Below are 18797 nucleotides of genomic sequence, written 5' to 3' on the forward strand. Positions count from 1 at the left end.
GCAGACGGGAGTTCGACGACAGAACCTAGGACCGCAGACGGAGGCACGGCTGGTCCCCACAGCCGACGCGGGAGGCTGACCGGTCTTCCTAGGCTCGACCGGGCCTGACCGATCGGCCCCACCCCTCAAGGAGGCAACCCGTGATCGTGGTGACCGGAGCCACCGGCAACGTCGGCCGTGCCCTCGTCGAACGACTCGTCGCCCGGGAGCACCCCGTCCGGGCCCTGACCCGCGACCCGGCCCGCGCGCAGCTGCCGGACGGCGCCGAGGTGGTACGGCTGGACCTCGACGACCCCGCCGCGCTGTTCCGGGGGGCCACCGGACTGTTCCTGTACGCCCAGGGCGCGGGGGACCGCACCGGCGCCTTCCTCGCCGCCGCGCGACAGGCCGGGGTGCGCCACGTCGTGCTGCTCTCCTCCGGGATCATCCAGGAGGGCGCCGACGAGACCCACCCGATCCACGTCATGCACGCCACCGTCGAACGGCTGGTCCGCGACAGCGGTCTCGCGTGGACCTTCCTGCGCCCCAACGCCTTCGCCACCAACGCCTTCCAGTGGCTGCCGCAGATCCGCTCCGGGGACACCGTGCGCGGCGTCTTCGCCGACGCGCCCACCGCGCCGATCCACGAGGACGACATCGCCGCCGTCGCCGAACGCACCCTCCTCGACGACGGCCACGACGGTGCCGCGTACCGGCTCACCGGCCCCGAGGCGGTCACCCACGCGGGGCAGGTCGCCGCCATCGGCCGGGCCCTCGGCCGCGACCTGCGGTTCGTCGAGGTGCCGCCGCACGAGGCGGGCCCGGACCTCTTCCCACACGTCCCGCAGGGCATGCTGGAGCGCTTCCTGAGGACGATCGGGGACCTGGCCGGCACCGAACCCGAGATCACCCCGACCGTGGAGAAGCTCACCGGCCGCCCGGCCCGCACGTTCACCGAGTGGGCCGAGGACCACGCGGCGGACTTCCGGGGCTGAATCCGGGGGTACCCCCTTTCGGGTGCTGATCCCCCGCTTTCCGGGCGTGGCGGCATGCCCGCCGCCAAGCTGACCGCATGAACATGCCGTCTCTCGCCTCCGGTCCCGAAGGCCCCGGCGCGCTCCGGCCGTTGCTCGGCACGGTCCTCGACGCGCTGGCGGCCGGCGGCCGGGGGAGGGGCGGCCCGCTGCCCGGCGGCGGGCCCGCGGCGGTGGCCGCGCGGATGCGCACCGCGGTGGGGGACGTCCTCCCGGAGGAGGGCGACCCGGACGCCCTGCGGCGGCTCGTCCAGGCACTCGCCGAGGGCGCCGCCGATCCCGCCGACCCGCTCTGCGCCGCCCACCTGCACTGCCCGCCGCTCGCCGTCGCCACCGCCGCCGACCTCGCCGCGAGCGCGCTCAACCCGTCCCTGGACTCCTGGGACCAGGCCCCGTCGGCGTCCGCGCTGGAAGCCCTGGTGACCGGCACGCTCGCCGCCGAGGTCTACCCCCGCCGGCCCGCTCCCGACTGCCTGATCACCACCGGTGGCACCGAGTCCAACCAGCTCGCGCTGCTGCTCGCCCGGGAGGCGCACGGCGGGCGGACGCAACTGGTGACGGGCGCCGACGCGCACCACTCGCTCACCCGCGCCGCCTGGCTGCTCGGCCTGCCCCGACCCGTCGTCGTCCCGGCACCGGCCGGGATCATCGACCCGGCCGCCCTCGACGACGCCCTGTCCGGACTGTCCGGCCCGCTGCTCGTCGCCGCCACCGCCGGCACCACCGACACCGGACGGATCGACCCGCTGCCCGAGATCGCCGCCCGCTGCCGGGCCCGCGGCGCCCGGCTGCACATCGACGCCGCCTACGGGGGCGGGCTCCTCTTCAGCGACCGGCACCGGACCCGGCTCGCCGGACTCGACGCCGCCGACACCGTCACCCTGGACCTGCACAAACTCGGCTGGCAGCCGGTCGCCGCCGGACTGCTCGCGGTGCGCGCCGCGCGCGATCTCGCCGCCCTGCACCAGCGCGCCGACTACCTCAACGCCGACGACGACACCGAGGCCGGCCTGCCCGACCTGCTCGGCCGCTCCCCGCGCACCACCCGCCGCCCCGACGTGCTGAAGATCGCCGTCACCCTCAAGACCCTCGGCCGCACGGGGCTCGGCGCGCTCGTCGACCAGGTCTGCGACCGCGCCCGGGAGTTCGCCGCCCTGATCGCCGCGCACCCCGGGTTCGAGCTGTACGACCGGCCCGCGATCAGCACGGTCCTGTTCCGGCCCGCCGGCGCCCCCGACGACGCCGTGGCCGCCGTACGCCGCACCCTGCTCACCGGCGGCCGTGCCGTCCTCGGCCGCGCCCGCACCGACGGCCGCCTCTGGCTGAAGGCCACCCTGCTCAACCCGCACGCCCGGCCCCACGACCTGGCCGCGCTCCTGGAACTGGTGGAAGGACACACTCCCCGATGACCCCGGCGCCCGCTCCTCACGACCCCCGGACCCAGCACACCGAAGCGCCGCGCGACCTGGTCGGCATCGGCATCGGACCGTTCAACCTCTCCCTGGCCGCCCTCGCCCACCCGCTCCCCGGACTCGACGCCGTCTTCTACGAGCAGCGCCCCGCCTTCGGCTGGCACCCGGGCCTGCTCATCGACGACGCCACCATCCAGGTGCCGTTCCTCGCCGACCTGGTGACCCTCGCCGACCCCGCCAGCCCCTGGTCCTTCCTCAACTACCTCAGGACCCGCGACCGGCTCTTCCCCTTCTACTTCGCCGAGCGCTTCCACATCCGGCGCGCCGAGTACGACGCCTACTGCCGCTGGGTCTGCGAGAGCCTGCCCGGGCTGCGCTTCCGCCACCAGGTCGACGCCGTCCGCTGGAACCCCGAACGCGACGTGTTCGAGGTCGACTTCACCCAGCTCGACGCGGACGGGGAGGCGGAGGCCCTGGGCCGGACGTACACCCGCAACGTCGTGCTCGGCATCGGCAGCGAGCCGCACGTCCCCGACCCGCTGCGGCCCCTCGTCGGCCTGCCCGGCGTGCCCGTGGTGCACGCCGCCGACTACCTCGACCACCGTGCGGCGTTCCTCGCCGCCGGACACGTCACCGTCGTCGGCGCCGGGCAGTCCGGCGCCGAGATCTTCCTCGACCTGCTCCGCCACCGCCCGGCCGGCCGGGAGCGGCTGCGCTGGCTCGGCCGCAGCGAGGCGTTCGCGCCGATGGAGTACTCCAAGCTCGGCCTGGAGCACTTCACTCCCGACTACGCCCGCTACTTCCACGCCCTCGCCGAACCGGTCCGCGACGGACTGGTGTCCGCCCAGTGGCAGCTCCACAAGGGCATCGACGCCGGCACCATCGCCGCCATCCACGACGAGCTGTACCGCCGCACCCTGCACGGCGGCTGGCCCGACGCCGTGCTCACCCCGGGCGTCCGCGTCCGCACCGCGGGCCGGATCGCCACCACCCAGGTCGAGCTGCACCTGGAGCACATCCAGCAGGGCACCCGTTCCCGGCTCACCACCGACGCCGTGATCCTCGCCACCGGCTTCCGGGAACGCCCCCTCAACCGGATCCTCGCCGGACTCGACCCGTACGTGCGCCGCGACGGCCGGGGACGCCCGCGCGTGGACGAGCGGTTCCGGCTGGTCCTGGACCCGGCGGTCACCGGTTCGGTGTACGTGCAGAACGCCGGACTGTACGCGCACGGCGTCGGCACCCCGGACCTGGGCCTCGCCGCCTGGCGCAGCGCGTCCATCCTCAACTCGCTCCTCGGCGGGGAGCCGTATCCGCTGCCGGACCGCACCGCGTTCACCACGTTCGGCCTGGAACAGCCACGGCCCCGGGTCCCGTCCGCGCGGCGCCCGAAGGCGCTGACCCCTCTCGCGGACGGGCCCCGGGGCCGTGCCCTCACGGAGGGGTTCTAGAACACCGGCGTGCCGTTCCGGGTCAGCTTCCAGTCCACCGACGCGAAGTCCTTCGGGTCGAGCACGCCCTTGGCCGTCACCCACTCGGCGATCCGGGTGCGGATCTCCGTCGACTCCGCCCACAGCTCCGGCGCGGAGGCGACATGCGGGAAGGCGCCGCCGCCGTTGGCGCGGTAGTTGTTGACGGCGAGCACGAACTTCTGCGCGTCGTCCAGCGGGGCGCCGCCGTAGGCGAGGTTCTTGATCCGGGAACCGGCCGGCTGGGCGATGTCGATGTCGTACGTCAGGCCCGAGACGTAGTCGTAGTTGTAGTCCGGGCGGCCGTTCGCGTTGGTCAGCCCGGTCACGTCGACCGGCGCGTCCGCCGCCGTCCGGACGAAGTACTCCGCCGAGTACTCCAGGTACGCCCGCAGCTGCGCGCCCGTCATCAGCTTGGCGACCAGCGTGTTGTCGTAGACGTAGAGGCTGGACAGGTCCCGGATGGTGACGTCGCCCGCCGGGATCTCGCTGGTCCGGGAGAACGGTGAGGCCTGCGCGAGCACCGGCAGCGCGGCGTGCTCGGTGCCGGCCAGGGCCGCCTTGACCACGTCCTCCTGGACCTTGGTGATCAGGTCGATGATCGGGGCGTCCTTGTAGCGGGCTTCGACCGTCGTCAGGGGCTCGGTCGCGGTGCCGACGACCTGGTTGACGTACGCCACGACCTTGGCGTGCTCGTCGTCGAGCAGCTTGCCGATGTACGGGTGGTCCTCGACGGTGTTGGAGTTGCGCAGCGAGGCCTTGACCGACTCGACGTGCCAGCGGCCCTTGCGGAACACCAGCTCGAAGTCGAACAGGGTGAGCCGTTCGGCGTAGCACAGCGGCTCGGACAGCACGACCGGGCGGCCGGTCTTCTCGTTGGTGACGAGCAGCTCCTCGATCTCCACGTGCGCGTGGCCGACGAGGATCGCGTCGATGCCCGGCACCTGCCTGGCCACGTCGGCCGCGGCGTTCTCCACGTACGGCAGCTGGTCGCCGTAGGAGGAGGTGCCGGAGGAGCCGCTGTGCGCGGAGACGACGACCACGTCCGCGCCCATCGAGCGCAGCTTCGGCACCCACTTCGCGGCCTGTTCCTCCAGACCGGGGAAGGCCAGCTTGCCCTGGACGTACGCCTTGTCCCAGATCGCGATGCCGGGGTTGGTCAGCCCGAGCACGGCGACCTTGACCGGCGGCAGGCCCGGCACCTTGAACGTCTTCATGAAGTACGGCGGGAAGGCCGGCCGCAGCGTCTTCGCGTCCACCGCGTTCGCCCCGAGCAGCGGGAAGTCGCACTGCTCCTCGAACGCGCGCAGGGTCTCGATGCCGTAGTTGAACTCGTGGTTGCCGAGGGCCACGGCGTCGTAGCCGATGGCGTTCATCGCCTGCGCCATCGGGTGCACCGGGCCGCCCTTCGCGGTGATCGGCTCGACCTTGGCGTAGTAGTACGTCAGCGGGGTGCCCTGGATCGTGTCCCCGGCGTCGATCAGCAGGGTGTTGCGGCGGCCCTTCTCCTCGCGGACCTGCTCCACCAGCGTGGCGATCCGCGCCAGGCCCTTGGCGTTGCCCTTGGCGTCGGTGTACTCGGCGTCCTTGAAGTAGTCCCAGTTGAAGACGTTGCCGTGCAGGTCGGTGGTGCCCATCACGGTGAGGGAGTACCGCTTGGCCGGCCTGGGGCCCTTCGCCGTCTCCGTGGCCGTCGCCGACGGCGCCGCCGCCGCGCCGGCGACGGCCACCCCGGCTCCGGTCGCGGCGGACTTCTTCAGGAACTTCCGGCGGTTCAACGGCATGTCGTGCTCTCCTCGGTGCCACGGTCGATGACGGCGTCGATGACGCGCGTAGACGGACGCGCGTAGATTCTGACCCGTGCATGACCGACGGCAACAGGTCCGCGAGGTTGCGATCTGGTGACCTCGGCCGGGCATCCGCGGGTCCGGCCCGGGGCAGGGCTGACAGAGTGGGCGTCATGACGACCCCTGCCGCAGCCGAAGCCCAGCCCGCCGTCCCCTACGGGACCCCCGGGGCCCCGCGGATCGCCGTCCGCGGCGAGGCCCGTCTCGAGGTCGACCCGGAGATCGCCCGGATCGGCATCACCGTCAGCGCCCGCGGCCGCGACCGGCGCGCCGCCCTGGAGGACCTGACCCGCCGCAACGCGGCCGTCCTGCACCTGGTGAAGTCCTACGGGGACGCGGTGGAGCGGCTGGAGACCGGCGCCTTCTCCCTCACGCCGGAACTCGTCAAGCACGGCAAGGGCGAACGCGTCCGCACCTACCACGGGGGCGTCCGGGTCACCGCCGAGCTGTCCGACTTCACCGCGCTCGGCGAACTGACCACCCGGCTGGCCGACCTGGAGCTGACCCGGGTCGACGGCCCCTGGTGGTCCCTGCGCCGCACCTCGCCCGCCCACCGGGAAGCCCGTCGGCAGGCGGTCCGGGAGGCAGTGCAGCGCGCCCGCGAGTACGCCGAGGCGCTGGACACCACCCTCGCGGCCCTGGTCGAGCTCGCCGACATCGGCGCGGAAGGACCCGCGGTCCCGGCCTACCCGGCGGCTCCGGGGCGGACCCGGGGAGCGGCCCCGGCCCTCGCAGGCGCGGCGGAGGCGGCTCCGGCGCTCGACCTGGAACCGCAGCGCCAGCAGGTGTACGCCGCGGTCGACGCCCGCTTCACCATGGCGCCGCCCCGCCTGTAGGAAATTCCGCCGGGAAAAGGGGTGCTCGGGAAAGGAGTTGTGGAATTGCTCATCAGAGCGCCCTGCCGCACAATTCAGCGCTTGTCAACACCCCTTCATGCAAAGGTTGTTGAGTAGTCACGCCCGGCCAATTGTCTACCCGCGGGTAAGCCCTAGGCTCGCATCATGCGCCGAGCAAAGATCGTCTGTACCCTTGGGCCCGCCACCGACTCGTACGACCAGATCAAAGCCCTGGTCGACGCGGGAATGGATGTGGCCCGATTCAACCTCAGCCACGGCAGCCACGCCGAACACGAGGAGCGTTACCGGCGGGTCCGCAAAGCCGCCGACGAGACCGGCCGCAGCGTCGGGATCCTCGCCGACCTCCAGGGCCCGAAGATCCGGCTCGGCCGTTTCGCCGAAGGACCTGTACTCCTCGAACGCGGCGACACCTTCACCATCACCGTGGAGGACGGCGCCGAGGGCGACCGGCAGTCCTGCGGGACGACGTACAAGGGTCTCCCCGGCGACGTCACCCCCGGCGAGCGCATCCTCGTCGACGACGGCAAGGTCACCCTGGAGGTCACCGGGGTCGACGGGCCCCGCGTCCGCACCAGGGTCGTCGAGGGCGGCATGGTCTCCGACCACAAGGGCCTGAACCTCCCCGGCGTCGCCGTCTCGGTCCCCGCCCTCTCCGAGAAGGACGAGGCGGACCTGCGCTGGGCCCTGCACGCCGGCTTCGACGTCATCGCGCTGTCGTTCGTGCGCAGCGGCCGGGACGTCGAGGACGTGCACCGCATCATGGACGAGGAGGGCCGCCGCCTCCCGGTGATCGCCAAGGTCGAGAAACCGCAGGCGGTGGAGAACATCGACGACATCGTGGCGGCCTTCGACGGCATCATGGTCGCCCGCGGCGACCTCGGTGTGGAGATGCCGCTGGAGCAGGTGCCGATCGTCCAGAAGCGCGCGATCAAGCTGGCCAGGCGCAACGCCAAGCCGGTGATCGTCGCCACCCAGATGCTCGACTCGATGATCGAGAACTCCCGGCCCACCCGGGCGGAGGCGAGCGACGTCGCCAACGCAGTGATCGACGGCACGGACGCGGTGATGCTGTCCGGCGAGACCAGCGTGGGCAAGTACCCGGTGGAGACGGTCCGGACGATGGCGAAGATCGTCGAGGCGGCCGAGGAGGACCTCCTCGCCAAGGGCCTGCCGCCGCTGACCGAGCGCAACAAGCCCCGCACCCAGGGCGGAGCGGTGGCCCGCGCGGCGGCCGAGATGGGCGACTTCCTGGGCGCGCGGTTCCTCGTCGCCTTCACCCAGTCCGGTGACACCGCCCGCCGCCTGTCCCGCTACCGCTCCCCGATCCCGGTGCTCGCCTTCACCCCCGACCCGGCCACCCGCTCGCAGCTCAGTCTGACCTGGGGGGTGGAGACGTTCCTCGGCCCGCGGGTGGAATCCACCGACGCCATGATCGACCAGGTCGACGAACTGCTCACGCAATACGGCCGCTGCGAAAAGGGGGACACCGTCGTGATCACGGCCGGCTCGCCTCCCGGTGTCTCGGGAACGACCAATCTCGTGCACGTGCACCACATCGGTGAGGAGCGCGGCAGGCGATAAGCGCTGCGGAATGATAAAAGCGGATGTTCACCAGAGGGTGGGCATCCGCTTTTGCGTGACCTTGAAGTCTAAGGAAAAGTACCCCGGGTCGGATTCGAACCGACGCTGGATGGTGTTTGAGACCATTGCCTCTACCGCTGGGCTACCGGGGCGCCCTTCGAAAAGAAGGTCGGCGGCTACCCGCCGTGTCCCCACCTTACCGTAGCTAGGTAGGCTCTTGTCAGCAGTACCCCTGCCCTGAACAAGGAGCCCCCGTGACCGCCGAGTCGCCCCAGCCCGTAGACGCGCCCGACGACGACAAGTCGCACGTGCCTCCGCTGACGACCCGAGTCGTCATCGCCGAGGACGAGGCCCTGATCCGGCTCGACCTCAAAGAGATGCTGGAGGAAGAGGGCTACACGGTCGTCGGCGAGGCCGGCGACGGTGAGCAGGCCGTGGAGCTGGCCCGCGAGCACCGGCCGGACCTCGTGATCCTCGATGTGAAGATGCCCAAGCTGGACGGCATCTCCGCGGCCGAGAAGATCACCGAGGAGTCCATCGCCCCCGTGCTGATGCTCACCGCCTTCTCCCAGCGCGACCTGGTCGAGCGGGCCCGTGACGCCGGAGCCATGGCGTACCTGGTGAAGCCCTTCAGCAAGAGCGACGTCGTCCCCGCGATCGAGATGGCCGTCTCGCGGTACACGCAGCTCAAGGAGCTGGAGAAGGAGGTCGCCGACCTCTCCCAGCGGCTGGAGACCCGCAAGCTGGTCGACCGCGCCAAGTCGATCCTCCAGACGGAGTACGGCCTGACCGAGCCCGCCGCGTTCCGCTGGATCCAGAAGACCTCCATGGACCGCCGGATGTCCATGCAGCAGGTCGCCGAGGCCGTCATCCAGGACGCCGAGGAGAAGAAGGCCGCGAAGGGCTGAGCCCCGCGGGTGATGTCCGATCTCCTCCGCGCGGCCAGGAGCCTCGGCCGGGCGGTCGACGCGGCCGGCGCCGAGAGCCGGCAGGTCCGGGACGCCGTCCGGGAGTTCGTCGAGCAGGTCACGTTCGCGACCGCCGACGAGATCCGGGCGATGCTGCGGGACGTCCTCACCGAGGACTGGACGGCCCTGCCGCCGTGGGCCCGCACCCTCGCCCACCGGCTGGCCTGCCTCCAGCGCCCGGACGACCCCGAGCTGCTCCGCGAGGCCGCCGCCGACCTGCTGTGCTGCGGACCCGACTGGGACGGGCGGGCCGAGGAGCTCGAGCGGCGGGCCGCGGAGCACGAACAGCGAAGACCGCCGCCTCCCCCTGGGGGAAGCGGCGGTCCCACGGCGTCGAGGCCCTAGTCCTCGCCCAGGTACGCCTTGCGCACCGACTCGTCGTGCAGCAGGTCCTGCCCGGACCCGGAGAGCACGATCTTGCCGACCTCCATGACGTGGCCGTGGTCGGCCAGCGAGAGCGCCGCCTGGGCGTTCTGCTCGATGAGCAGGATCGTGGTGCCCTGGGACTTCAGCTCCTGGATGGTCGCCATGATCTTCTGCATCATGATCGGCGACAGACCCATCGAGGGCTCGTCGAGCATGAGCAGCTTCGGCCGGGACATCAGCGCCCTGCCCATGGCGAGCATCTGCTGCTCACCGCCGGAGAGGGTGCCCGCGGCCTGCTTGCGCCGCTCCCCGAGGATCGGGAACAGGTCGTAGGCGCGCTGGATGTCCTTCTCGATGCCCTCCTTGTCGTTGCGCAGGAACGCGCCGAGCCGGAGGTTGTCCTCGATCGTCATCCTGGGGAAGATGTGCCGCCCCTCGGGGGAGTGGGCGAGACCCAGCGAGACGACCTTGTGCGCGGGGACCTTCTTCAGCGACCTGCCGTCGAACCGGATGTCGCCGGAGACCGGCGTCAGCAGTCCGGACAGGGTGCGCAGCGTGGTGGTCTTCCCGGCGCCGTTGGTGCCGATGAGGGTGACGACCTCGCCCGCGTCCACCTTGAACGAGATGCCCTTGACGGCCTCGATCTTGCCGTAGGCGACCCTGAGGTCCTCGACCTCCAGCAGAGCGGTCACTTGTCGTCCCCTTCCGTGGTGCTGTGCGCCTCGGCCTCCGCGGCTTCGACCTCGGCGGCCTCCTCCTTGCCCGGCGCACCCTCGAAGGGCTCACCGAGATAGGCGGCGATGACGCGCTCGTCGGCCTGGACGACCTCGGCGGGGCCCTCGACGATCTTCTCGCCCTGGACCAGCACGGCGACCCGGTCGCAGAGGTTCATGATGAACCGGATGTCGTGCTCGATGACGAGGACGGCGATGCCCTTGTCCCGGATCGCGAAGATCAGTTCCTCGGCGGCCCGGGTCTCCTGCGGGTTCATGCCGGCGGTCGGCTCGTCGAGGAGGAGCAGGCCCGGCTCGCTCGCCAGCGCCCGGGCGATCTCCAGCTTGCGCTGCTCACCGTAGGGCAGGTTGCGGGCCAGGTGGTCGGCCTTGGCGGCGAGACCGGTGAACTCCAGGAGTTCCATGGCCCGTTCGCGCGACTCCTGCTCGGCCTTCTTGAAGCCGGGCAGCCGCAGCAGGGCCGACCAGAGCCCTTCCTTGGTGCGGGTGTGCCGTCCGACCAGCACGTTCTCCAGAACGGTCATGTTGGCGAACAGCCGGATGTTCTGGAACGTACGGGCGATGCCGGCCTGGGTGACCAGGTGCGGCTTGGGCGGCAGGACGGTGCCCTTGTAGGCGACCTTGCCCTCGGTCGGCACGTACAGGCCGGTGAGGCAGTTGAAGAAGGTCGTCTTCCCGGCGCCGTTGGGGCCGATGAGGCCGACGATCTCCCCGGTGTTCACGGTGAGGTCGACGCCGCGGACGGCCGTCAGGCCGCCGAAGCGCATCGTGACGCCGCTGGCGTCGAGCACCGCGGTGCTGGTGGGTGCGGTCGTGGTGGTGGTCATGGCGGTCACGCCCCTGCCTTGGCGACGCCGGTCGCGCCCTCGGGCAGCGACTTGTCCTCCGGTACGTCGAGCTGTCCGGTCTCGTGGAATTCGAGCTGCTTCCTGCGGTCGGCGACCAGGCCCTCCGGGCGGAAGCGCATCAGCAGCATCAGCGCGACACCGAAGAGCAGCAGCTGGTACTCGGCCATGAACTGGAGCTTGGCCGGGATCAGGTAGAGCAGCGCGGCGCCGATCAGCGGGCCGCTGATGGTGCCCATGCCGCCGAGGATGACGGCGGCGAGCAGGAAGGCCGAGTTCGGCGGCACGGAACCGGCGAACTGGTACTGCTCGGGGGTGACGCTGTACGACACGTGCGCCTGGACGGTGCCGGCCAGACCGGCGAGGCACGCGCCGAGCGCGAACGCGAGGAGCTTGAGGCGGAAGCCGTTGATGCCCATCGCGGTGGCGGCGGTCTCGTCCTCGCGGATGGCGACCCAGGCGCGGCCGATGCGGGACTCCGCCGAGCGGCGGAAGACCAGCACCACGATGGCCGTGAAGAGCAGCATCAGCAGGTAGTAGTTGCCCGAGCGGGTCAGCTCGTGGCCGAGGACGCTGTGCGACAGGCCCAGGTTGAACCCGAAGATCTCCAGGTCCGGGATGTTCGGGATGCCGTTGGAGCCGTTGGTGACGTCCGGGCCGCTGTTGCCGTTCAGGTTGTTCATGGTGATGCGGAAGATCTCACCGAAGCCGAGCGTCACGATGGCGAGGTAGTCGCCGCGCAGCCGCAGGGTCGGGGCGCCGATCACCACGCCGAAGACCAGCGAGGCGAGGGCACCGGTGAGGACGGCCGCCCAGAACGGGAACTGCACGCCGATCGTGGACTGCGGGGAGCCGGAGACCAGGGCGGCGGCGTAGGCGCCGACGCCGAGGAAGGCGACGTAACCGAGGTCGAGCAGGCCGGCGAGACCGACGACCACGTTCAGGCCCAGGGCGACCGTGGCGAAGATCAGGATGTTCGCGCCGATCAGGGCGTACTGGTCGTTCGTCTGGGTGAACGGGAAGCAGATCGCCGCGACGAACGCCGCCGCCATGGCCACGTTGCGGTGCTTGGCGGTCAGCGCCGACAGACGCTTCAGCAGACCCGCGCGGGTGACGGCGGTGAAACCGAACCCGGTGACGATCAGGAAGCCGATGAACAGCTCGGAGTACTCGGTGCCGATGCCGTACGCGAAGACGTACAGGCCGACACCGAAGCCCGCGGCGATGACCAGGATCTCGGCCCAGGAAGGCAGCTCCTTCGCCCGGGCGGGCTCGGGAGCGGTCAGCGCGTGGCGGATCCGGCCCCACAGGTGGGGGTGCGGGTCGCTCGGGTCGTACGGCTGGTCGACCGGGAGGCCGAGGGCGCCGATCACCGCGAGCAGCGCGCCGGCGCCGGAGACGTAGGCGCCGAGCTCCAGGTTGACCAGGCCGCCCAGCTCGTAGGAGATCGCGCCGAGGGCGTAGCCGGTGGTGCCGAGGACGCCGAGGGCGCTCAGCAGGACGGGGCTGTTGGTGCCGCCGGGGGTGAGCCAGCGCAGGCCCTTGACGCCGTATCCGGAGACGGCGAACAGCAGGGTGAGCAGAGAGCCCACGAGGGTGAGCACCTGGAGGCCGCCGGGGTAGCCGGTGACCGTGAGGTTGCCGGGGAACTCCTCGGTCCAGGTCCAGGCGAGGAAGGTGCCGACGAGGGCGACGGCGGAGCCGGCGACGGCGAGCGCGCGGGCCGCGGCGGACGGCAGCGGCACGATCGGGGTGGCCGGGGCGGTGGACACCTTGGTGGTGTCGACGGTGGTGTCGGTGGTCTTCGTCATGGGTATCACGCCCGATCCGCGACGCGTTCGCCGAGCAGGCCCTGTGGCCTGAAGAGCAGGACGAGGATGAGCAGCGAGAACGCCCACACGTCCTTCCAGGCGCCGCCGCCGAACAGTTCCATGCCGGGGATGTCGCCGACGTAGCCGGTGGCCAGGGACTCGGCGACGCCGAGCACGAGTCCGCCGAGCATGGCGCCGTAGATGTTGCCGATGCCGCCGAGCACGGCGGCGGTGAACGCCTTCAGGCCCATCAGGAAGCCCATCCGGAAGCCGACCTGGCCGTTCTTCAGGCCGTAGGCGACCGCGGCGATGGCGGCGAACGCGGCACCGATGGCGAAGGCCATCACGATGATGCGGTCGGTGTTGATGCCCATCAGCTTGGCCGTGTCCGGGTCCTGGGCGGTGGCCTGCATGCCGCGGCCGGAGCGGGTCTTCGTCACGAAGAGGCCGAGGGCGAGCATGCACAGCGGGGCGGCGATCAGCACGAAGAGGTCACCGCGCTGGATGCTGGCGCCGAGGATGTCGATGGCCTCGCCTTCGAACTGCGGGAAGGGATGGTCCTTCTTCGCGTCCGGGTACCACATCCACACGACCTGCTGGAGGACGATGGACAGACCGATCGCGGTGATCAGGGGGGCCAGCCGTGGCGCGGTGCGCAGCGGCCGGTAGGCGAACCGTTCCGCCGCGGTGGCGACCGCCACCGAGACGAGGATGCCGCCGATGATCATCAGCGGGACGGCCGCGCCGAGGGCGAAGCCGTCGGGAAGTATGAGCCAGACGGTCAGGGCTCCGAAGCCCCCGACCATGAAGATCTCGCCGTGGGCGAAGTTGATGAGCTGGACGATGCCGTAGACCATCGTGTAGCCGATCGCGATGAGTCCGTACATCGCGCCGAGGATGAGTCCATTGGCCAGCTGTTGCGGCAGTTCGTTCACCGCAGGGCCTCCGTGGGATGGGTTCGGATATGGCGCCGCGCGGGTGCGCTGGTGGGCGCGCCCGCGCGGCCTGGATCAATGTGTGATGTGGTGGAGCCGGTTACTCGTCCTCTGCTCAGTCCAGCTTCGGGGAGCCGCTGAACTCGGGCGCCCAGGTGTTGTTCTTGATCTTGTAGGCGGTCATCAGCGTGTTGGTGGTGTCACCGAACTCGTCGAACGAGATGGTGCCGGTGACGCCGTCGAACTTGACCTTGCTCATGGCGTCCAGCACGGCCTTGCGGCCGTCCGCGGGGAGCTCGCCGTCGTTGCCCTCGACCGCCAGCTTGACGGCCTCGATGATCGACCAGGTGGCGTCGTAGGTGAGGCCGCCGTAGACCTCGTAGGGGTCCTCGTAGCCCGCGGCCTTGTAGCCGTCGATGAACTTCTTCGCGGAGTCCAGCTGCTCGACCGGCTTGCCGACGGAGGTGCCGAGGTCGCCCGCGGCCTTCTTGTTCAGCTTCGGGTAGTCGCCGGAGACGATGCCGTCGCCGCCCATCAGCGGGATGTTCTGGCCGCTGTCCTTGAGCTGCTGGCTCAGGGGCGCGGCGGCCGGGTACTCGCCGCCGTAGTAGAGGGCCTCGGCGCCGGTCTTCTTGATCTTGGCGACGACGGAGTTGAAGTCCCGGTCGTCGGGGTTCACGTGGTCGCTGCCGACGATCTTGCCACCGAGCTTGGTGAAGTTCGTCTTGAAGGAGGCGGCGAGACCCGCGCCGTAGGTCTTCTGGTCGTCGATCAGGTAGACCTTCTTGATGCCGGCCTTGTTGTAGAGGTACTCGGCGGCGAAGGCGCCCTGGACCTCGTCCGTGGTGGCCGTGCGGAAGAACGTCTTGAACTGGCGGACCGAGTTGCCGGTCTTCCAGCCGTCGCCCTGGGTCAGCTCCGTACCGGTGTTGGCCGGGGAGACCTGCACCAGACCGGCGTCGTTGAACGGCTTCTGCATCTGCTGCGACACGCTGGAGTTCAGCGGGCCGACGACGCCGAGGACGTCCTTGTTGCTGATGTACTTCTGGGCGTTCTGCTGGCCGACGGAGGGCTGGGCCTGGTCGTCCAGCGGCTCCAGCTTGAACTCGATGCCCTTGACGTACTCCTCCTTGTTGGCCGTCTTCACGGCCAGCTCGGCGGAGTTGCGGATACCGAGACCGAGAGCGGAGAGGTCACCCGTGAAGGGGGCGTCGACGCCGATCACGACGGTGGTCTTGTCGCCGCCACCGCTGCCGTTGCTGCTGTCGTCGCGCGACCCGCATGCGGTGAGGGTGAGCGATCCCGCCGCCAAGGCGGCGGTGATGGCGAGGAGCGAACGTTGACGCACGAATCAGGTCCTTTCCCTGGCACGGCGGCTCCTGATGGAGCACGTCGAGTCGAGCGCGGGACCGAAGGAACTTCGAATCCGTTGGCGCGGTGACTGGGCGTGACTCTAAGCGTGTGTGGGATACGTGGAGGAGAGTCTGTCCAAGGCTGTGACGCTCTTGTTATGACACGACGTAATGCAGAGCGGTACTTGCCGGGTGGAAGCGCGGAATTCTGGCCGATTCGCCCGGTCCATATCGTGAGACTCGCAGGCCCCGGCTGGCTCTAATCAGCAGTGTTCTTGCTTTTTGCTGATGTCGCGGAATCGTTGCTCCAGGCCACCGGTGGGGCCTGGGAGAGCGGCCGGGCGGGGTCTGCGTGCGCGCGGAAAGCCACCCCGTCGTATTGCGCGCGTATTACGAAGAGTTACGCCACGGAAAGGGAGTCCGGCGTTCCACGGCGGTTCCGCTTGATCGATCATTTTTCCGAGAGGGTGATCTTGCGCCGGAATCCGCTCTTCGTCCGCTCTTCGTCCGGAAAGAGGGGTGAAATAGCCGTTACGGAATTGCGTGGCCCCTGCACCAAAAAGCCGCCGTGCGACGGTCCGGATCAACGGACCGTCGCACGGCGGCGGTTGGCGCACGTGACGCAGAGTCAGCCCAGGGAGGCCGCCCGCTTCGCGTCGTCCGGGGTCACCTCGCGCAGCACACAGGTCAGCCGCGCGCTGCACACCCGCCGCCCCTCCTCGTCGCTGATCACGATCTCGTACGTCGCCGTCGACCGGCCCCGGTGCAGCGGCGTGGCCACACCGGTGACCAGGCCCGAGCGCACCCCGCGGTGGTGCGTGCAGTTCAGGTCCACACCCACGGCGATCTTGGAGACACCGCCGTGCAGCATCGAGCCCACCGAGCCCAGCGTCTCCGCCAGCACCGCCGAGGCGCCGCCGTGCAGCAGCCCGTACGGCTGGGTGTTGCCCTCCACCGGCATGGTGCCGACGACCCGGTCCGGCGAGGCCTCCAGGATCTGCACGCCCATCCGCGTGCCGAGGTGCCCGGCCGAGAACAGGGCGGGCAGATCGACACCGAGCGAGGCGTACTCGTCGATGACCTCCTGCGGGAACTTCACGGTGTGCTGCTCGCCCATGGGCCGGCTCCGTTCATCTGTCGTCCTGCTGGCTGAGCAAACGCTCAGTCGGTCGCCGATTGTTCCAGACGGACGACGACGGACTTGCTGGCCGGGGTGTTGCTGGTGTCCGCGGTGGCGTCCAGCGGCACCAGGACGTTGGTCTCCGGGTAGTAGGCGGCGGCGCAGCCCCGCGCGGTCGGGTAGTGCACCACCCGGAAGCCGGGCGCCCGCCGCTCCACGCCGTCCTTCCACTCGCTCACCAGGTCGACGTACGCCCCGTCCGCGAGCCGCAGGGCGGCGGCGTCCTCGGGGTTGACCAGCACCACCCGGCGCCCGTTCCGGATGCCGCGGTAGCGGTCGTCCAGGCCGTAGATCGTGGTGTTGTACTGGTCGTGCGAGCGCAGCGTCTGCAGCAGGAGGCGGCCCTCGGGCAGTTCGGGACACTCCACCGGCGCCGCGGTGAAGTTGGCCTTGCCGGTCGCCGTCGGGAAGCGCCGCTCGTCGCGCGGCGCGTGCGGCAGGGCGAAACCGCCGGGGGCGGCCACGCGCGCGTTGAAGTCCTCGAACCCGGGGATCACCCGCGCGATGCGGTCCCGGATCGCCGCGTAGTCCCTCTCGAACTCCTCCCACGGCACCTTGCTGTCCTCGCCGAGCACCCGGCGGGCGAGACGGCACACGATGGCCGGCTCGGACAGCAGGTGCGGACTCGCCGGCTCCAGGCGTCCGCGCGAGGCGTGCACCATGCCCATGGAGTCCTCGACCGTCACGACCTGCTCACCGCCCTGCTGGATGTCGCGCTCGGTGCGGCCGAGGGTCGGCAGGATCAGCGCCCGCGCCCCCGTGACGACGTGCGAACGGTTCAGCTTCGTCGACACGTGCACGGTGAGCCGGGCACGGCGCATCGCCGCCTCCGTGACCTCCGTGTCGGGGGAGGCGGAGACGAAGTTGCCGCCCATGGCGAAGAAGACCTTCGCCTCGCCGTCGCGCAGCGCGCGGATGGCCCGGACGACGTCAAAGCCGTGCTCGCGCGGGGGAGCGAAGCCGAACTCCCTCTCCAGGGCGTCCAGGAAGGCGGGCGCGGGGCGCTCGAAGATGCCCATGGTGCGGTCACCCTGCACATTGGAGTGACCGCGCACCGGGCACACACCCGCACCCGGGCGGCCGATGTTCCCGCGCAGCAGCAGGAAGTTGACCACCTCGCGGATGGTCGGCACCGAGTGCTTGTGCTGGGTCAGGCCCATCGCCCAGCAGACGATCGTGCGCCGCGAGGCGAGGACCAGGCCGAGGGCCCGCTGGATCTCCTCCCGGGTCAGGCCCGTCGCCGCGAGCGTCCCGTCCCAGTCGGCCGCGCGGGCGGCCTCGGCGAACTCCTCGTAGCCGTGCGTGTGTTCGCGGACGAAATCCTCGTCCACCGCGCCCTCGGTCTCGATGATCAGCTTGTTGAGCAGCCGGAACAGGGCCTGGTCGCCGCCGATGCGGATCTGGAGGAAGAGGTCGGTGAGGGCGGCGCCCTTGAGCATGCCCTGCGGGGTCTGCGGGTTCTTGAAGCGCTCCAGGCCCGCCTCGGGCAGCGGGTTCACACTGATGATCCTCGCGCCGCCCGCCTTCGCCTTCTCCAGGGCGGAGAGCATGCGCGGGTGGTTCGTGCCCGGGTTCTGGCCCGCGACGATGATCAGGTCCGCCTTGTGCAGGTCGTCCAGCAGGACGCTGCCCTTGCCGATGCCGAGGGTCTCGGTCAGCGCCGAGCCCGACGACTCGTGGCACATGTTCGAGCAGTCCGGCAGGTTGTTCGTGCCCAGCTCGCGGGCGAACAGCTGGTAGAGGAACGCCGCCTCGTTGCTGGTGCGGCCCGAGGTGTAGAAGACCGCCTCGTTGGGCGAGGAGAGGGCGGCGATCTCCTCCGCGACGATGCCGAAGGCGCGCTCCCAGGTGACCGGCTCATAGTGCTCGGCGCCCTCGGGCAGGTACATGGGGTGGGTGAGGCGGCCCTGCTGGCCGAGCCAGTAGCCGCTGCGGCCGGCCAGGTCGGCGACCGGGTGGGCGGCGAAGAACTCGGGGGTGACCCGGCGCAGCGTCGCCTCCTCCGCCACCGCCTTCGCGCCGTTCTCGCAGAACTCCGCGGCGTGCCGCTTGTCCGGCTCGGGCCAGGCGCAGCCCGGGCAGTCGAAGCCGTCCTTCTGGTTGACGCTGAGCAGGGTCAGCGCGGTGCGCTTGAGACCCATCTGCCGCTGGGCGACGCGCAGGGTGTGTCCGATGGCGGGCAGCCCCGCCGCCGCGTGCTTCGGCTCGGCGACCTGCGGCGCGTCCTGAACCGGATCAGCCTTGGGCGGCTTCCTTGCCATCGCACGCTCTCCTTCGACCGCGGGCGCGGGCGGGGCACCGGCCGCGGGGGCTCGCGCTCCGCCTCGCATGTGTGAGGTACGTCTCCGATCCTCGCACGCGGCACCGACGGCGACCGCCCCCGGGCGCACGGGCGGCGGAGGCGGTGCCCGCCCGTGCGCCCGGGGG

15 protein-coding genes and 1 tRNA gene are annotated in these 18797 nt (G+C 70.8%); 7 read left to right on the forward strand and 9 right to left on the reverse strand.

Annotated features, from left to right (window positions below; translation table 11 throughout):
• Nucleotides 1-140 precede the first annotated feature (140 nt).
• The 3 genes from CCN42_RS28055 to CCN42_RS28065 all read left to right on the forward strand — a co-directional run bounded on the left by CCN42_RS28055 (nucleotide 141) and on the right by CCN42_RS28065 (nucleotide 3876).
• Entirely contained in the window at nucleotides 141-974 is an 834-nt protein-coding gene (locus tag CCN42_RS28055; protein WP_086739778.1) for an NmrA family NAD(P)-binding protein, read from the forward strand.
• A gap of 77 nt (nucleotides 975-1051) precedes the next feature.
• The gene (locus tag CCN42_RS28060) at nucleotides 1052-2422 is read left to right on the forward strand and encodes a pyridoxal phosphate-dependent decarboxylase family protein (RefSeq protein WP_086739780.1); all 1371 of its coding nucleotides are present in this window, start codon (nucleotides 1052-1054) and stop codon (nucleotides 2420-2422) included.
• The gene (locus CCN42_RS28065; RefSeq protein ID WP_086739782.1) at nucleotides 2419-3876 is read left to right on the forward strand and encodes a lysine N(6)-hydroxylase/L-ornithine N(5)-oxygenase family protein; all 1458 of its coding nucleotides are present in this window, start codon (nucleotides 2419-2421) and stop codon (nucleotides 3874-3876) included. Before CCN42_RS28060 ends, CCN42_RS28065 begins: the two co-directional genes overlap by 4 nt.
• On the opposite strand, the gene CCN42_RS28070 is transcribed toward CCN42_RS28065, so the two are convergent.
• Nucleotides 3873-5678, reverse strand: a complete 1806-nt coding sequence (locus tag CCN42_RS28070) for a bifunctional metallophosphatase/5'-nucleotidase (RefSeq protein ID WP_086739784.1) — start codon at nucleotides 5676-5678, stop codon at nucleotides 3873-3875. The genes CCN42_RS28065 and CCN42_RS28070 overlap by 4 nt on opposite strands.
• A gap of 176 nt (nucleotides 5679-5854) precedes the next feature.
• Here CCN42_RS28070 and CCN42_RS28075 point away from each other — a divergent pair, with 176 nt between their 5' ends.
• Both CCN42_RS28075 and pyk read left to right on the forward strand, forming a co-directional pair.
• The gene (locus CCN42_RS28075; RefSeq protein WP_086739786.1) at nucleotides 5855-6577 is read left to right on the forward strand and encodes an SIMPL domain-containing protein; all 723 of its coding nucleotides are present in this window, start codon (nucleotides 5855-5857) and stop codon (nucleotides 6575-6577) included.
• A 165-nt stretch (nucleotides 6578-6742) separates the two neighbouring features.
• Nucleotides 6743-8179 carry a pyruvate kinase gene (gene pyk / locus CCN42_RS28080; RefSeq protein WP_086171009.1) on the forward strand — a complete coding sequence of 479 codons (1437 nt, stop codon included), beginning with the start codon at nucleotides 6743-6745 and terminating at the stop codon, nucleotides 8177-8179.
• Between the two features lie 79 nt (nucleotides 8180-8258).
• Here pyk and CCN42_RS28085 read toward each other — a convergent pair.
• Nucleotides 8259-8331 (reverse strand) — tRNA-Leu (locus tag CCN42_RS28085).
• Between the two features lie 102 nt (nucleotides 8332-8433).
• On the opposite strand from CCN42_RS28085, the gene CCN42_RS28090 reads away from it, so the two are divergent.
• A complete protein-coding gene (locus tag CCN42_RS28090) occupies nucleotides 8434-9087 on the forward strand; it encodes an ANTAR domain-containing response regulator (RefSeq protein ID WP_043499948.1) in 654 nt (217 codons plus the stop codon).
• A 12-nt stretch (nucleotides 9088-9099) separates the two neighbouring features.
• The gene (locus tag CCN42_RS28095) at nucleotides 9100-9492 is read left to right on the forward strand and encodes a hypothetical protein (protein WP_086739788.1); all 393 of its coding nucleotides are present in this window, start codon (nucleotides 9100-9102) and stop codon (nucleotides 9490-9492) included.
• Here the strand turns inward: CCN42_RS28095 and CCN42_RS28100 are convergent.
• The 7 genes from CCN42_RS28100 to CCN42_RS28130 form a co-directional block, all read right to left on the reverse strand.
• The gene (locus CCN42_RS28100) at nucleotides 9489-10205 is read right to left on the reverse strand and encodes an ABC transporter ATP-binding protein (RefSeq protein ID WP_086739789.1); all 717 of its coding nucleotides are present in this window, start codon (nucleotides 10203-10205) and stop codon (nucleotides 9489-9491) included. The two genes, CCN42_RS28095 and CCN42_RS28100, sit on opposite strands and share 4 nt — an antisense overlap.
• Complete coding sequence (locus CCN42_RS28105) at nucleotides 10202-11074, reverse strand: ABC transporter ATP-binding protein (protein ID WP_086739801.1); 873 nt, start codon at nucleotides 11072-11074, stop codon at nucleotides 10202-10204. The genes CCN42_RS28100 and CCN42_RS28105 overlap by 4 nt, the downstream gene beginning before the upstream one ends.
• 5 nt (nucleotides 11075-11079) lie before the next feature.
• Nucleotides 11080-12903 carry a branched-chain amino acid ABC transporter permease gene (locus tag CCN42_RS28110; protein ID WP_086739791.1) on the reverse strand — a complete coding sequence of 608 codons (1824 nt, stop codon included), beginning with the start codon at nucleotides 12901-12903 and terminating at the stop codon, nucleotides 11080-11082.
• A 5-nt stretch (nucleotides 12904-12908) separates the two neighbouring features.
• Nucleotides 12909-13838 (reverse strand): branched-chain amino acid ABC transporter permease, encoded by a 930-nt coding sequence (locus CCN42_RS28115; RefSeq protein ID WP_086739793.1) that lies wholly within the window; start codon nucleotides 13836-13838, stop codon nucleotides 12909-12911.
• A 115-nt stretch (nucleotides 13839-13953) separates the two neighbouring features.
• Entirely contained in the window at nucleotides 13954-15186 is a 1233-nt protein-coding gene (locus tag CCN42_RS28120) for a branched-chain amino acid ABC transporter substrate-binding protein (RefSeq protein WP_086739795.1), read from the reverse strand.
• 632 nt (nucleotides 15187-15818) lie between these two features.
• Nucleotides 15819-16307, reverse strand: coding sequence for a hotdog fold thioesterase (locus CCN42_RS28125; RefSeq protein ID WP_086739797.1), 489 nt, complete (start codon nucleotides 16305-16307; stop codon nucleotides 15819-15821).
• Between the two features lie 44 nt (nucleotides 16308-16351).
• Nucleotides 16352-18631: an FdhF/YdeP family oxidoreductase gene (locus tag CCN42_RS28130; protein WP_086739799.1), complete on the reverse strand. Its 2280-nt coding sequence runs from the start codon at nucleotides 18629-18631 to the stop codon at nucleotides 16352-16354.
• Nucleotides 18632-18797: the final 166 nt, after the last annotated feature.

Source organism: Streptomyces glaucescens (assembly GCF_002154375.1).
GTDB classification, from domain to species: Bacteria; Actinomycetota; Actinomycetes; order Streptomycetales; family Streptomycetaceae; genus Streptomyces; species Streptomyces glaucescens.